This is a genomic window from Mesorhizobium sp. M0802 (genome assembly GCF_040320115.1).
Lineage (GTDB): Bacteria > Pseudomonadota > Alphaproteobacteria > Rhizobiales > Rhizobiaceae > Mesorhizobium.
The window spans coordinates 683674-696834 of sequence record NZ_JAMYOY010000001.1; the positions used below are offsets into that span (position 1 = coordinate 683674).

At 64.0% G+C, this 13161-nt stretch carries 13 protein-coding genes; 6 read left to right on the forward strand and 7 right to left on the reverse strand.

Translation table 11 applies throughout. The annotated features are described in order from the left end of the window. The first annotated feature begins 60 nt into the window (after positions 1–60). Complete coding sequence (locus NKI10_RS03260) at positions 61–678, forward strand: MOSC domain-containing protein (RefSeq protein ID WP_023821784.1); 618 nt, start codon at positions 61–63, stop codon at positions 676–678. A gap of 59 nt (positions 679–737) precedes the next feature. Here the strand turns inward: NKI10_RS03260 and NKI10_RS03265 are convergent, their stop codons facing one another. Further along, positions 738–1580, reverse strand: a complete 843-nt coding sequence (locus tag NKI10_RS03265; RefSeq protein WP_352858620.1) for an SDR family oxidoreductase — start codon at positions 1578–1580, stop codon at positions 738–740. 145 nt (positions 1581–1725) lie between these two features. Further along, the gene (locus NKI10_RS03270; protein WP_502897529.1) at positions 1726–2643 is read right to left on the reverse strand and encodes a D-amino acid aminotransferase; all 918 of its coding nucleotides are present in this window, start codon (positions 2641–2643) and stop codon (positions 1726–1728) included. Positions 2644–2840: 197 nt separating this feature from the next. On the opposite strand from NKI10_RS03270, the gene NKI10_RS03275 reads away from it, so the two are divergent. Beyond that, positions 2841–3347 carry a hypothetical protein gene (locus NKI10_RS03275; protein WP_352858624.1) on the forward strand — a complete coding sequence of 169 codons (507 nt, stop codon included), beginning with the start codon at positions 2841–2843 and terminating at the stop codon, positions 3345–3347. A 6-nt stretch (positions 3348–3353) separates the two neighbouring features. Here NKI10_RS03275 and NKI10_RS03280 read toward each other — a convergent pair whose 3' ends face one another. Both NKI10_RS03280 and tsaA read right to left on the reverse strand, forming a co-directional pair. Continuing rightward, on the reverse strand, positions 3354–3668 hold the full coding sequence (locus NKI10_RS03280; RefSeq protein ID WP_023668245.1) for a DUF2293 domain-containing protein: 315 nt from the start codon (positions 3666–3668) through the stop codon (positions 3354–3356). Beyond that, entirely contained in the window at positions 3665–4171 is a 507-nt protein-coding gene (tsaA, locus tag NKI10_RS03285; protein ID WP_352858626.1) for a tRNA (N6-threonylcarbamoyladenosine(37)-N6)-methyltransferase TrmO, read from the reverse strand. The genes NKI10_RS03280 and tsaA overlap by 4 nt, the downstream gene beginning before the upstream one ends. A 162-nt stretch (positions 4172–4333) precedes the next feature. Between tsaA and NKI10_RS03290 the strand changes: the two genes are divergently transcribed. Both NKI10_RS03290 and metF read left to right on the forward strand, forming a co-directional pair. Then, positions 4334–5356, forward strand: a complete 1023-nt coding sequence (locus NKI10_RS03290) for an ArsR/SmtB family transcription factor (protein WP_352858628.1) — start codon at positions 4334–4336, stop codon at positions 5354–5356. Then, positions 5356–6273, forward strand: coding sequence for a methylenetetrahydrofolate reductase [NAD(P)H] (metF, locus tag NKI10_RS03295; RefSeq protein WP_023690856.1), 918 nt, complete (start codon positions 5356–5358; stop codon positions 6271–6273). The genes NKI10_RS03290 and metF overlap by 1 nt, the downstream gene beginning before the upstream one ends. 449 nt (positions 6274–6722) lie before the next feature. On the opposite strand, the gene NKI10_RS03300 is transcribed toward metF, so the two are convergent. Then, a complete protein-coding gene (locus NKI10_RS03300) occupies positions 6723–7640 on the reverse strand; it encodes a DMT family transporter (RefSeq protein WP_023697034.1) in 918 nt (305 codons plus the stop codon). Between the two features lie 211 nt (positions 7641–7851). Here NKI10_RS03300 and NKI10_RS03305 point away from each other — a divergent pair, with 211 nt between their 5' ends. Further along, a complete protein-coding gene (locus NKI10_RS03305; protein WP_023668250.1) occupies positions 7852–9072 on the forward strand; it encodes an alanine racemase in 1221 nt (406 codons plus the stop codon). A 214-nt stretch (positions 9073–9286) separates the two neighbouring features. On the opposite strand, the gene NKI10_RS03310 is transcribed toward NKI10_RS03305, so the two are convergent. Continuing rightward, a complete protein-coding gene (locus NKI10_RS03310) occupies positions 9287–10516 on the reverse strand; it encodes a lytic murein transglycosylase (protein ID WP_050586898.1) in 1230 nt (409 codons plus the stop codon). Between the two features lie 32 nt (positions 10517–10548). Further along, entirely contained in the window at positions 10549–11346 is a 798-nt protein-coding gene (locus NKI10_RS03315; protein ID WP_502897527.1) for a glycoside hydrolase family 25 protein, read from the reverse strand. Positions 11347–11629: 283 nt separating this feature from the next. Here NKI10_RS03315 and NKI10_RS03320 point away from each other — a divergent pair, with 283 nt between their 5' ends. Then, on the forward strand, positions 11630–13009 hold the full coding sequence (locus tag NKI10_RS03320) for a serine hydrolase domain-containing protein (RefSeq protein WP_352858629.1): 1380 nt from the start codon (positions 11630–11632) through the stop codon (positions 13007–13009). Positions 13010–13161: the final 152 nt, after the last annotated feature.

Sequence of the window (13161 nt, forward strand, 5' to 3'; positions counted from 1 at the left end):
CTGGACCCGAGCCCACGGCTACGGCTATTTGCGACGTCATCCTGCAGAAGGAACGAAGCCATGCTGGACCTCTTCCCGGAGTCTGAGAAGCCGGTCGACATCATCCCCGCCAGGAAGCTGTCCGCCAAAGTGGCCGCTTTGTACGTCGCCCCGTCGAATCACTTCCAGACGCGCCCGGTGGAAGCATTGCAACTCGGTTTCGAAGGCATCGACGGCGACTTCCACGCCGGCGCCACCCGTCGTTCCGGCGGTCGCGAACCCTGGTATCCGCGCGGCACCGAAATCCGCAACGAGCGGCAGATATCAATCGTAGCAGCGGATGAACTCGCCGTCGTTGCCGAGCGGATGGGGCTGGCCGAGATCAAGCCGGAATGGATCGGCGCCAATCTGCTGATCGAAGGCGTGCCGCATCTCTCGATGCTGCCGTCAGGCACGCTGCTGTTCTTTAGAGGTGGCGTGACGATCAAGGTCGATGCGCAGAACGGGCCTTGCCGGCTTGCTGGACGTTCGATCGCCGAAAACGCCGGGATGGCCGATCGGGAGGCCGGCGCGCTGGCCTTCCCGAAGGCGGCGAAACGGCTGCGCGGCCTCGTTGCCTGGGTCGAGAAACCGGGTCGTATGACAACAGGGGAAGAGATCTCGGTGCGCGTGCCCGAGCAGTGGATTTATCGATCCTAGTACCGGGCTAGGGCAAGGGCTGCGCCGCCGGGGCGACGCAGCCGGATTTCAAGACGCGCTCAGGCCGCCTTGCGGTTCTTCTTGGCGCCCTGCGCCTCGACGGAAACGTAGTCCCACTTTTCCCACAGCGCGATGCGGTTGGCGTATTCCTGCTTGATCATCGGCAGGCCGCCATCGCCGAAGAAGATGCGCAGCGGCGGCTCGGCCGCGTCGACGATTTCAAGCATCGCCGGTCCGGTGGCCTCGGGGTCGCCGGCGACCGAGTTGGCGCGGCGTTCCGCCATCTTGGCGCGGGCCGGCGCGTAAGCCTCGATCGTTTTGGAGACCTTGGCCGAGGCGCCGGACCAATCGGTGGAGAAGCCGCCCGGTTCGACAAGCGTCACATGGATGCCGAATTCGGCGACCTCGATGCTGAGCGACTGGCTGAAGGCTTCGAGCGCCCATTTCGAGGCATGGTAAAGGCCGAGCGACGCAAAGGCGTTGACGCCGCCGATCGACGAGATCTGGATGATATGGCCGGACCCCTGCGCCCGCATGATCGGCAAAGCCGCCTGGGTGACCCAGAGCGCGCCGAACACATTGGTCTCGATCTGGTCGCGGGCTTCCTGTTCGCTGACTTCCTCGATGGCGCCGAAATGGCCATAGCCGGCATTGTTGATGACGACGTCGAGCCGGCCAAAGCGCTTGTGCGCCTCGGCGATGGCCGCATCGACAGCCTTCTTGTCGGTGACGTCGAGCTTGATCGCGGCGACATTATCGCCGTATTTCGCGACGAGATCGGCGAGCGTGCCGGCATCGCGCGCGGTTGCGGCGACACGGTCGCCGCGAGCGAGTGCGGCCTCGGCCCAGACTCGGCCAAAGCCTTTCGACGATCCGGTGATGAACCAAACCTTGCTTGTCATGACGTGGAATCCTTGCCCATGCGGGCCGTGAACTGGGAAGCGGAGGCTTCTCCGCTTCCGCGATATACGGTGCGTCGAGCGATTTTCCAGAGGCGAGGGGGAATCTTTTTGGTCACGACATCGTGTGGAGCAGGACCTTCGCCGGTCAGGGATAGCGCACCGGGCTCGACCAGGCCGGGTCGTCATGCTTTTGCCAGTAGAGCGCCATCAAGCGCTTTGTGATCCCGCCTATCTTGCCGTCGGCGACAGCAGCGCCGTCGATCACTGTCACCGGCATGATGCCGCCGGCGGTGGAAGTGATGAAGACTTCGTCGGCAGCCTTCAGCGCGGCAACGCTGACGTCGACGGCCATGGTGGGAAGCGCTGCCTCGGCGCAGAGGTCGAAGACGGTGCGCCTGGTGATGCCGGGCAGCACGCCGGCGGCTGGCGTCGACAGCCTGCCGTCCTTGACGCAGAACACGTTGAAGCCGGGGCCTTCGGCGACATTGCCGTTGAAGTCGAGAATCAATGCGGTTTCGGCCCCACGGTCATAAGCGTCGTAGAGGCCGCGCACCAGGTCGAGCCAGTGGTAGTTCTTGATCGCCGGATCGATCGAGACCGGCGGAATGCGCACCTTGTCGCTGATCGCAACATTCAGGCCGCGCCGCAACTGCTCGGCATTGGCGACCGAGCCGAAGGGAACTGCGAAGGCCATGAAGCGGTTGACCGCCTGGCGCGGATCGCGGCTGAAGGTCGGCGAGGCGCCGCGTGTGCACAGCATTTCGACATAGGCGGCGCGATGGCCCGACAGCGCCACGCAATTGTGCAGAATCTCGGCCACGCCATCGCGGTCGGACGGGATCGTCATGCGCAGTTTTTGCAAGCCGGCGAAGAAGCGGTCGAGATGCAGGTCGAGCCGGAAGAAGCTCCCGTCCCAGACATGCACGGTGTCGTAGGTGGCGTCGGAATGCAGAAAGCCCCAATCCAGCACCGAGATCTTGGCCTGCGACATCGGCAGATACTGGCCGTCGAGGAAGGCGATGCCGTCGGGATAGGAATGCGGATCGATGTGGCGGTCGGACATGGAAGGGAATGGCACGATGCTACCCGCTGCTGAGCTTCGGTTCATGGCGATTGGTCCCTTCGGCTTCATACGGCAGAGTCAAGCTAGTGGTCCCCTGCAGGCGGCATAGGGCCACCCAACCATCGCCGTTTGTCCTAGGTAGCACATTCGATATGCCCTATAGTCCGGCTTGAAAATATCCGGCCGGGAGGGGCAAAATGGGCAGATCTTTTCAGACCATAAGCTTTGCAATTTTCCTCGTCTTCGTCACTGGCGATGCCTTCGCGCAATGCGCTCGCGAGGGCGAGGCGCTGTGCCAGAACGGCCAGACCTATCGTTGCGAGAAGACGGGCAGCGAACTGACGCCGATCTTTCAGAACGTGCCTTGCGTGGTCAACGCGGCGGGGTTCAACGGCGTCTGGACCGGCAGCGGTCATCAAAGTCCGGCCGGTGCTGCCGGCGCCGATTGGGCGATCGCAATGACAATCGGCGATGGCGCCGCGTCGATCGACTATCCGTCGCTCGGCTGCGGCGGATCGTTGACCCAGATTTCTCGCGACGACAGTTCGGCGGAATACCGGGAAAACATCAGCTATGGCCAGGACAAGTGCATCGACGGTGGCGGCATCACCGTCCGATTTTTCAAAGGGAACCTGTCCTGGACCTGGGTTGGCCAGGCCGACGGCCAGCCCTACAATGCGGTTGCCGTATTGAAGCGACGGTAGCTGAAGTTATTCCTCTTCGTCCTCTGCATCGAGCAGGCGCGTGGCGCGCCAACGGGTCAGCACCATGTTTGTTTGCTCGATGACGAAGAACCGCGCCGAGTCGCGGTCATAGCCCTCGGCCAGCAGCTTTTCATAGTCGGTATGGCCGTGCCTGATATGGGCGATCGTCGCCAGCCAGACCGCGATGCCCGGCGGCAGCGTCTTCATGTGCACGGCGCCGGCCTCGGTGCGGATTTTCTCCATATCGGCATAGGGCGCCAGGGGCAGCAGTGCGGTCAGCGCCTTGGCGATGGCGCGGCGGCGGCCGGTGGGCGCGCTCATTTTTCGTCACGCCCGGCAATGGTCGCCTCGGGAAAGGCGTCGGTCGAGGCGAAATAGGGCTTGATGTCGATCACCGGGGTGCCGTCGAACACATCGATGGCGTCGATGTCGATGCGGCCGTTGTCGATGTCGACGGCCATCAGCCTGGCGATATGCAGCCCGACTGGGTTCGGCCGGGCAGGGGAGCGCAGCGAGAAAACGCCTTTCGGCTCAGCCGCATGGCGGGGTCTCTGGACAATCAGTGCCCGCGGCGCGTGATGCAGCCAGGACAGGATGACGATGTGGCTGGCCCGCTCCAGCGCAAGCAGGCCGTCGCGATAGGCAGGGTCGATGAGAACCGTGGCCGCCTGTCCGGCCTCGCGCGCCGCGCGCATGTTCTTTGGGCAGGTTTGCCTGGATGTCCATGGCGAGGCGATGCGGCCGATGAACACGATATGGCCATCCGCCGGCATGTCAGCCGGGTCAGTCTGCAGGAGCTTTTCGCCGTCGCGCTTCTCGAACATGGCTTTCGCCCTAGCACAAGTTTCCAGCCGATCGTCAGGGAAAAGCGGTTCTCTCAGGCGGGGATCATGCGGCATTTTCTTGTCAGGAAGCGACATAGGCCTTGCCATGTCGTCAAAGCTGACATAAACATATGTTTATATCTTTTCAACGAGAACGCGCCGATGCATGTTTCGCTCGATACGATGGTTGATACGTTGAAGGCTGCGGCCGAATCGAGCCGGCTCCGCATCCTGGCGCTGCTGTCGCGCGGCGATCTCACCGTGTCCGACCTCACCGAGATCCTCAGCCAGTCGCAACCGCGGGTGTCGCGGCATTTGAAGCTGCTGCTGGAGGCCGGGTTGATCGGCCGCTACCAGGAGGGCTCGTGGGCCTTCTTCCGGCTGTCGGATACGGATTCCGCGCGCGACTTCGTGCTGCGGCTGGTCTCCGGCATTCATGGCGCCGATCCGCAGGTCGAGCGCGATCTAGAGCGGCTGGCGTCGGTCAAGCGCAAACGGCAGGACCGTGCCGCCGAGTATTTCTCCGAGAACGCCGCCAGCTGGGATCACATCCGCTCGCTGCATGTGCCGGACCGCGCCGTGGAAGCCGCACTCCTCAAGCTGGTCGGCAAGCGGCCATTCCAGTCGATGCTAGACCTCGGCACCGGTACCGGGCGGCTGCTGGAGATATTTTCGCCGCTCTACCGGCGCGGTGTCGGCATCGACATGTCGCGCGAAATGCTGACGGTGGCGCGGGCCAATCTCGACAAGGCAGGCATCGCCAATGCCCAGGTCCGCCAAGGCGACATTTTCGCGCCGCCGGTCGAGCGCGACGCCTTCGACCTCGTCACCATCCATCAGGTGCTGCACTATCTGGACGATCCCGCCCGCGCCATCCGCGAGGCGGCAAGGCTGCTGCGCCCGTCGGGCCGGCTGGTGATCGTCGATTTCGCGCCGCATGCACTGGAATTCCTGCGCGACCTGCATGCGCATGTCAGGCTGGGCTTTTCCGACCGCCAGATCTCCGAATGGTTTGCCGATGCCGGGCTCGATCTCGAGGATGCCCAGGAATTCGAGCCGCGCGGCGGCAACGAAGCCAGGCTCACCGTCAAGCTGTGGCTCGGCCGCGACCGCCGCATGCTGATCGCCGAGCCTTCAAATGACACCCAACCCACCAAAGCGTACCCTATGGGGGAAATCGCCTGATGAACCAGTTCCGCTTTTCCCGCCGTCCCGACATCGGCGACAAGGTCCGCGTCTCCTTCGAGTTCTTCCCGCCGAAGACCGACGAGATGGAAGCCAGGCTCTGGGACACCGTCACCAGGCTGGAGCCGCTGAAGCCGAGATTCGTCTCGGTGACCTATGGCGCCGGCGGCTCGACGCGGGAGCGCACGGCGCGCACGGTCAAGCGCATCCTGAACGAGACGGCGCTGACGCCGGCGGCGCACATGACCTGCGTCGACGCCGCCCGCCATGAGGTCGATGCCGTCGTCCGCGAATTCGCCGATATGGGCGTGAAGCGCTTCGTTGCGTTGCGCGGCGATCCGGCGGCGGGTGTCGGTACGGCCTACCGGCCGCATCCCGATGGCTATGCCAATGGCGCCGAACTTGTCGGAGCGCTGAAGGACGCCGGCGATTTCGACATCTCGGTCTCGGCCTATCCCGAAAAGCATCCGGAAAGCCCCGACTTCGCCACCGACTTCGACATGCTGAAGCGCAAGGCCGACAATGGCGCGACGCGGGCGATCACCCAGTTCTTCTTCGACAACGATCTCTACGAGCGTTATGTCGAGAAGGCGCGCCGTGCCGGCATCTACATCCCGATCGTGCCTGGCATCCTGCCGGTGCACAATTTCACCCAGGTCGCCAATTTCTCGGCGCGCTGCGGCGCGCTGGTGCCGGCATGGCTGGCCGAGCGTTTCGAAGGGCTGCACAACGATCCGCAGACGCATGCGCTCGTGGCGTCTGCCGTGGCGGCCGAGCAGGTGCTCGATCTCGTCGAGCGCGGCGTCAGCGACTTCCATTTCTACACCATGAACCGGGCCGACCTGGTGTTTGCCATCTGCCATATGATCGGCATCCGCTCCCACGAAACAGAGGCAGCTGGATCCGCCGCCGCCTGAGCTTCATCGTGGTATGAAATCTGAAATGCAAAAGGCCGGGCGAAACACCCGGCCTTTCGAATTTGTGGGCTATTGCTGCTGTTCTTCCGCTCCGGCGGTTACGGAAGAACACCTATGATAAGGGCGCCAATGAAGGCAAATGCAGCACAGATCATCAATGCGTTGATTGGCCTCGTAAGTCCCATGTCATAGTCTCCTCTTCAAGAGCTATGGGTGGAGTCTAGGGGCATTTGTGCCACAGGCAAGCGGAAAATATGCTGCAATGCGACGCGATTGTGGAATTTGCGACCTGCCACCTGGCGTTAGGCATTGAAACTCTTCGGCAAAACCCGCTGGCAGCCTGTGAATAAATTGTGACGTGGCTGTGACGGAAGCGAGGCATGGCAGCGCTACCAAACCTAAAGCGCGTCGTTGTTTCAAAACCGCTGCGCACTTTTGGTCGACAGGCATTAGCGCCGACCAAACAACCGCCCGTCGATCGTCACCAGGCCAAGCGCGATCAGTGCCATGCCGCAGAACTCGAACAGAGCGAGCCGCTCGCCGAGGAACAGGAGGCCGAGCAGGATGGCGCTGGCCGGGACGATGAGCGTGACCAGCGAGGCGTTGGTGGCGCCGGCCGAGGCGACGAGGTCGAAATAGAGGATGTAGGCGAAGGCGGTGGAGAGCAGCGCCAGCGCCAGCACCGCCGTCCAGACCGGCGGCGAGGCCGAGAACAGGCCGGCCGGGCCATAGGTGAGCAGCACCACCGGGATCATGATGATGGTCGACGCCGTCAATTGTCCGGTGGCGATGACCGGCGAGGGCACGCCCTTGAAGCGGCGGGCAATCATCAGCGCGACGGCGTACGACAGCGAGGCGCCGATCAGCGCGAATTTCGCCCAGACCGGGCCGCCGAGCCCGGCCAGCAGGCCGGGGCCGATCATGACAGCGGTGCCGGCGATGCCGAGCCCGATGCCGGCAAGCTTGTTCCAGGAGAGCTTTTCGTCCGCTGTCAGCGCGTTGGCGAGGATCAGCGTCCAGAACGGCGTCGTCGCGTTGAGCACCGAGGCGACGCCGGCGCCAAGCGCGGTCTGGCCGGCAAAGATCAGCGAGAACGGGACGACATTGTTGGCGAGCGCCAAAAGGAAAAACAGGCCGGCATGCGGGAAGGCGAGGCGGAAGGACGGACCGCGAATGCCGAGATAGAGCTGAAGTGCGATGGCCGCGATGGCAACGCGAAACAGCACCAGCACCAGCGGGTGCATTTCGGCAACGGCGATGCGGGCAAAGAAGAACGAGCCGCCCCAGATGGCGCCGAGCAGCAGAAGCTGTCCCCAGTCCCTCAGCGTCATCGGTCCGCGCTGTACGGCTGTCGTGGCTATTGCCATCGTGAACGTCCTTCCCCGCGGCATCAATGCCAGCCACTCAGGCAGAAGGCATATCGGGTCCGGCGACAAGAGCCACCCGAAACCTGATTGCTGGCAACAGTGCTGCCAGGAGGATGCGCCGCCGGGTCAGTGCCCGCCAGACACAGAATTGTTTTCTTTGGCCGCTAGCTTGGATTAATTGTGCGCAGCCGAGAAGTCAGGGGATTCGTCCATGCAGCGATTCGAGAATGCCCGCGAGGCGGCGCTGGCGCTTCGGCCGGACGATCCGGTCTACTGCTTTCGCCCGCAGGTGCTGAAGGCGGATGCCAAACAGTTCATGGGCATGTTTCCCGGCAAGACAGCCTACGCAGTCAAGACCAATGGCGAGCAGATCGTGCTGAAGGCGCTGGTCGAAGCCGGCGTCACCGCCTTCGATGTGGCCTCGCCCGGCGAGTTCGCCGCAGTGCGCGCCGTCTCACCCGACGCCGAGATGCTCTACATGCATCCGGTCAAGGCGCAGTCGGACATCAAGCTTGCGCTGGAAAAATACGCCATCCGCGTCATTTCGCTCGACCATGAGGACGAGATCACCAAGCTGACGCGGGTGGTACGGGCGCTTGACATCGATCCGGGCTCCATCAGCGTGTTCGTGCGAATCCAGACCAAGGGTTCGGCGGCCTATGAACTGTCGAAGAAATTCGGCGCCGGGCCGGCCTATGCGGTGGAACTCGCCGAGCGGCTCAACCGCACCGGCTACAAGGTCGGCCTATGCTTCCATGTCGGCAGCCAGATCGAGGATCCCGACACCTATGAACGGGCGCTGGCCTCCGCCGATTGGGTGCGCAACCGGCTGACCTTCGACATTGCGGGGCTCGATGTCGGCGGCGGCTTTCCCGCCGAGTACGGCCATGACCCCAATCGCAAGCAGATCGAGATGCCGTCGCTCGGCCAGATCATGTCGCGGCTGTCGGGCGACCTCAGGGAATACCAGTTCGACCAGATCCCGTTGGTGGCCGAGCCCGGCCGGGTGATCGTGGCGCGCTGCCTCTCGCTGATCGTGCGGGTGCTGCTGCGCAAGGGCAAGCGGCTCTACATCAATGACGGCATCTGGGCGTCGCTGTCGGATTCTTGGACCGGCAAGATCACACTGCCGGCCCGCTTCATCCCCGATCCGGCGATCCGCTCGCGCAATGGCGAGGAGAAGAACATCGTGCCGTTCAAGGTCTGCGGCGCGACCTGCGATTCCGTCGACATCCTGTCGCGGCCGTTCTGGCTGCCGGAAACCGTCGACACCGGCGACTGGATCGAGATCGGCCATATCGGTGCCTATTCGCTGTCGCTAAGAACCCGCTTCAACGGCTTTTATCCCGATACCTTCGTCGAGGTGACGACACCCTTCGATGAAGGCGATGCGCCGCAGGGATTCGCGAGTTTGGAGACGATGGCGGATTAGGTTTCTTCCTTCTCCGCTTCAGCGGACGAAAAGCCAATTGCTTGGCTTTTCGAGCCTTCGACGCCCTGAGCTATGCGAAGGGCCGGGGTGGTGGCCGATCCACCTGCCGGGTCCCCGCTGCTTCGCAGCGTCCCGGCGTTCGCCAGCCTTCATGCCGATGAATTCGCTCCGCGAAACCGGCTGCTCACCCCACAAGGGGAGAAGGCAAGGAGCGCTACAGTTTCCCCAACAGCTCCGGCGTTGGCCAGCCGTCGACCGGCATGCCGAGCCGCATCTGTTCCTTGCGGATGGCTTCGCGGGTGTTGGTGCCCAGAATGCCGTCGACGGTGCCGACGTCATAGCCCCTGGCTTCGAGCTTGGTCTGCAATTCCTTCATCTGGTCGCCATTGAGCCCGGTTTCGGGATTGCGCGGGTCGAACTGCTTTGCCCCGGCCAGCCGGCTGGCGAAGTTGGCGGCGGTCAGCGCGTAGGTGAAGGACTGGTTCCATTCGAGATAGACGTCGAAATTGTCGTAGGCGAGGAAGGCCGGACCTTTGCGGCCCATCGGCAGCGCCAGGCCGGCCTTCAGGCCATTGTCGATCAGCGGCGTGCCATCGGGGTTGGCGACGCCCCAGGCGGCCCATTGCGACAGCGGCAGCTTGTTGGTGCGGCCGGTCTGCTCCCAGGGCATGTCCTCGGGCACGCGCACTTCCTCGATCCAGGGCTGGTCGCGTTTCCAGCCGCGCGACAGCACCTTGTTGGCCGTGGTCATGATCACGTCGGGCACACTGCGCCTGAGATCGACGATGCCGTCGCCATCGCCGTCGACGCCGCGCGCGAGATAGTCGGAAGGCAGGATCTGCGTCTGGCCGATCTCGCCGGCCCAGGCGCCGGTGACGTCGGCCGGAACGACGCCGCGATCGATCAGCGTCAACAGCGGCACCAGTTGCGGCCGAAACAGCTGCGGCCGGCGGCAGTCGTGCGACAGCGTCACCAAGGCGCTCAGCGTGTGGAAATCGCCCTGGACGGCGCCGAAATCGGTCTCCAGCCCCCAGAAGGCGGTGATGATCGGCGCCTGGACACCGAACTGCTGGTCGGCGCGCGCGAAGACTTCGGCGTATTTCTTCAGGTTGGCCGCGCCCTGCTTCAGCCGGTAGGCCGAGATCATGCGGTTGGAGAACTGGATGAAGGTCTGGGCGAAGACGCCCTGGGCGCGATCGCGCGCCAGCACCTTGTCGTCGATGGTGGCGGCTTCCAGTGCGTCAAGGCCGACAGCGCCGACACCGGCCGCCCTGGCTTCCGCCGCCACGCCTTGCTTCCAGGTTTCGAAGTCGCCGCCGCATTCCTGCGCCCCCGCCGGCATCGCCGTAGCGCCGAGCAGCAGGCCCGCGAGCAGCCCGGAGCGCAATCGGCTCCTCGACTGTTTCCGGCGTGGATATCCCAGTGGTTGCAGGTAGGTGCGCATGGGACGTCGAAAAGCAGGCGGCAGAGCCGGTGTCAACGGGTGTTCTGCCGCAGCCACTTTTTCCAGGCTGCCTCAGTGCCGTTGAAGACGTTGATATCGGACTTGCCGGTCATGCCGGGAACGATACCGGTTCCGGTGTATTGCCAGAAGGTGAAAGGGTGGCTGCCGTACTTCTGGCGGGGGTGGCCGGCCACCGAGCGCAGCCAGTAGGGATAGCCGCGGAAGGTCGCAAGGTCGTTATCGTCGAAGAAGTCGACCGAGGTGTAGATGATCGGCTTCTTGCCGTAGTGCCGCTCGATCATCTCGAGAAAGGTGGTCATTTCGGCCCGCACCGTCGCCGAATCCGGGCGCAGCCGGCAGGTCGGCGATTGCGGGTTCCACTCCATGTCGAGCACCGGCGGCATGGCCGAGCGGTCGACGGGCACGTTCTGGATGAACCAGCGCGCCTGGGTGGCGGCAGGCGTGCAGAAATAGAAGAAATGGTAGGCCGCGCGCGGAATGCCCTTGGCCTTGGTGCGCGACCAATGCTCGTTGAAATACTCGTCGAAACGGTCGCCGCCCTCGGTCGCCTTGATGAAGGCGAAGGAGATGCCGCTGGCGTTGGCCGTCGGCCAGTCGACCGAGGTCTGGTATTTGGAGACGTCGGTGCCGTGAACGGCATAGTTCCAGGGCGCGCCGCTATCCCATTCATGCGGCTTGGAATCTTCGAAACGCGGTGCGCGCACGGCAACCGTCGGGCTGCTGGATGGCGACATCGAGGGCACGAGATCGCCGGCGGTCGAGCAGGCGGCCAGCAGCGTCAACGTGATGAGGGCCGCGAAACGGCGCATCGCATTTCCCGAGCCGGAATCAGCCGGTCGCTGTTGGGTTGTCGTTGCAGGTGCCCCTCAGGCGATCGCCCCACAGCATCGCCTGATACGCTATTTTCGTGCATGTCGTTGTTCCAAAACCGCTGCGCACTTTTGGGCGACATGCACCAGTGATCGCCGATCATGGTTGATAATAGGTTGACGGCGCTCGACAAGAACACCGATTTTGCGGAAGCAATGGCGGCAAATCGATGACATAAATCGGGCCGCAAGCCACGGGCAGCGGAAAAGCAGGGACGGAAAGATGCGGATCGCCGTGAAGATCATCAAATGGCTGCTCGGCCTGGTCGTGTTGGCCATAGCCGCCCTGTTTACCTGGCTCTACGTCGCGCCGCCCGAACTGATCCGCGTCGGTTCCGGCTATTCCGCCAAGATTGTCTGCTCGAATGTTTTTATCGCCGGCCGTGATCCCAATGAGGTGCTTGCCATCGACGTGCAGGCGCCCGGCCATCCGCTTCTCAGGCTGATGAAGGTGTCGGTCGACAAGAACAGGGGGACCGTCTCGGCCGGGCTGCTTGGCTTCCTCGGCAAGAGCGTTGCTGTTGCGCGCGCCGGCCTGGGTTGCGCCTCGGTTCCCGATGGCGACGTCGGCAAGGCACGGCGCACGTCAATCCCTGCCGAGGCGTCGGCGGCCACCAAGGGCGATCTGTGGCCCGAGGGAGATCGAGTCGATGCCTCGCAAAATCCCGAAATCAACAAGATCCTCGACGGTGCGGCGATGACCGGCATCGGCATGCGCGCCGTGGTGGTGGTCAAAAATGGCCGCATTGTTGCGGAGCGTTATGGCGACGGCTTTTCGGCGAAAACGCCGCTGCTGGGCTGGTCGATGACCAAGACAGTCAACGCCGCGCTCGTCGGCACGCTGGTCAAGGACGGCAAGATGGCGGTGACCAATCAGGGCCTGTTCGGCTCATGGAAGGCGGACGGCCGCGCCGCCATCAGCCTTGCCGATATGATGGCGATGTCGAGCGGACTCGAGTTCAACGAGGATTATGGCGACGTTGCCGATGTGACGCGCATGCTCTACCTCGAACCGGATATGGCGGGCTTCGCCGAGGCCAAGCCGCTGACCGGCGACGTCGGCAAGGTCTTTTCCTATTCGAGCGGCACGGCGGTGATGCTGTCGCGGCTGTGGCAGGATGCTATCGGCGACAAGGACAAGGCGCTGATGTGGCCAAGGGCAGCGCTGTTCGGGCCGCTCGGCATGCAAAGCGCGGTGCTCGAAACCGACGAGGAGGGTACCTTTGTCGGCTCATCCTACCTCTATGCCACGGGGCATGACTGGGCGCGGTTCGGCCAATTCCTGCTGCAGGGCGGCGTCTGGAACGGCAACCAGATCCTGCCGGCCGGTTTCGTCGACTGGATGCGCGAACCGGCACCGGCCTCGAAAGTCTACGGCAAGGGGCAACTTTGGATCGAAGCCCCGGGGGACGAAGGAAATCCCGGCGCCGGCGTCGCCGCCGGCCTGCCCAACGATACCTACTGGATGGAGGGCCATGACGGCCAGACGGTCGCCATCATCCCGTCGGAGCAACTGGTGGTGGTGCGGCTGGGGTTGACGCCGGCCAAGCTCGGCTACCGGCCGCAAGTGATGGTCGGCGCACTGGTGAAGACGCTGCATTAGCTCCCTTTACCCTCCCCTTGATGGGGAGGGTCGGCGCGCAGCGCCGGGGTGGGGTGCCTAGCGTTTCGCCCCCCCCCCCCCCCGGGGCAGGGCGCCCCCCCCCCGGCGGGGGGGGGGGGGTGGTGGGTCGGGGAGCACGCCCCCGCCGCGAG

Coding starts and splice junctions, on each gene's coding strand:
- NKI10_RS03260 (WP_023821784.1), top strand. CDS start 61: ATGCTGGACCTCTTCCCGGAGTCTGAGAAGCCGGTCGACATCATCCCC.
- NKI10_RS03265 (WP_352858620.1), bottom strand. CDS start 1,580: ATGACAAGCAAGGTTTGGTTCATCACCGGATCGTCGAAAGGCTTTGGC.
- NKI10_RS03270 (WP_502897529.1), bottom strand. CDS start 2,643: ATGTCCGACCGCCACATCGATCCGCATTCCTATCCCGACGGCATCGCC.
- NKI10_RS03275 (WP_352858624.1), top strand. CDS start 2,841: ATGGGCAGATCTTTTCAGACCATAAGCTTTGCAATTTTCCTCGTCTTC.
- NKI10_RS03280 (WP_023668245.1), bottom strand. CDS start 3,668: ATGAGCGCGCCCACCGGCCGCCGCCGCGCCATCGCCAAGGCGCTGACC.
- tsaA (WP_352858626.1), bottom strand. CDS start 4,171: ATGTTCGAGAAGCGCGACGGCGAAAAGCTCCTGCAGACTGACCCGGCT.
- NKI10_RS03290 (WP_352858628.1), top strand. CDS start 4,334: ATGCATGTTTCGCTCGATACGATGGTTGATACGTTGAAGGCTGCGGCC.
- metF (WP_023690856.1), top strand. CDS start 5,356: ATGAACCAGTTCCGCTTTTCCCGCCGTCCCGACATCGGCGACAAGGTC.
- NKI10_RS03300 (WP_023697034.1), bottom strand. CDS start 7,640: ATGGCAATAGCCACGACAGCCGTACAGCGCGGACCGATGACGCTGAGG.
- NKI10_RS03305 (WP_023668250.1), top strand. CDS start 7,852: ATGCAGCGATTCGAGAATGCCCGCGAGGCGGCGCTGGCGCTTCGGCCG.
- NKI10_RS03310 (WP_050586898.1), bottom strand. CDS start 10,516: ATGCGCACCTACCTGCAACCACTGGGATATCCACGCCGGAAACAGTCG.
- NKI10_RS03315 (WP_502897527.1), bottom strand. CDS start 11,346: ATGCGCCGTTTCGCGGCCCTCATCACGTTGACGCTGCTGGCCGCCTGC.
- NKI10_RS03320 (WP_352858629.1), top strand. CDS start 11,630: ATGCGGATCGCCGTGAAGATCATCAAATGGCTGCTCGGCCTGGTCGTG.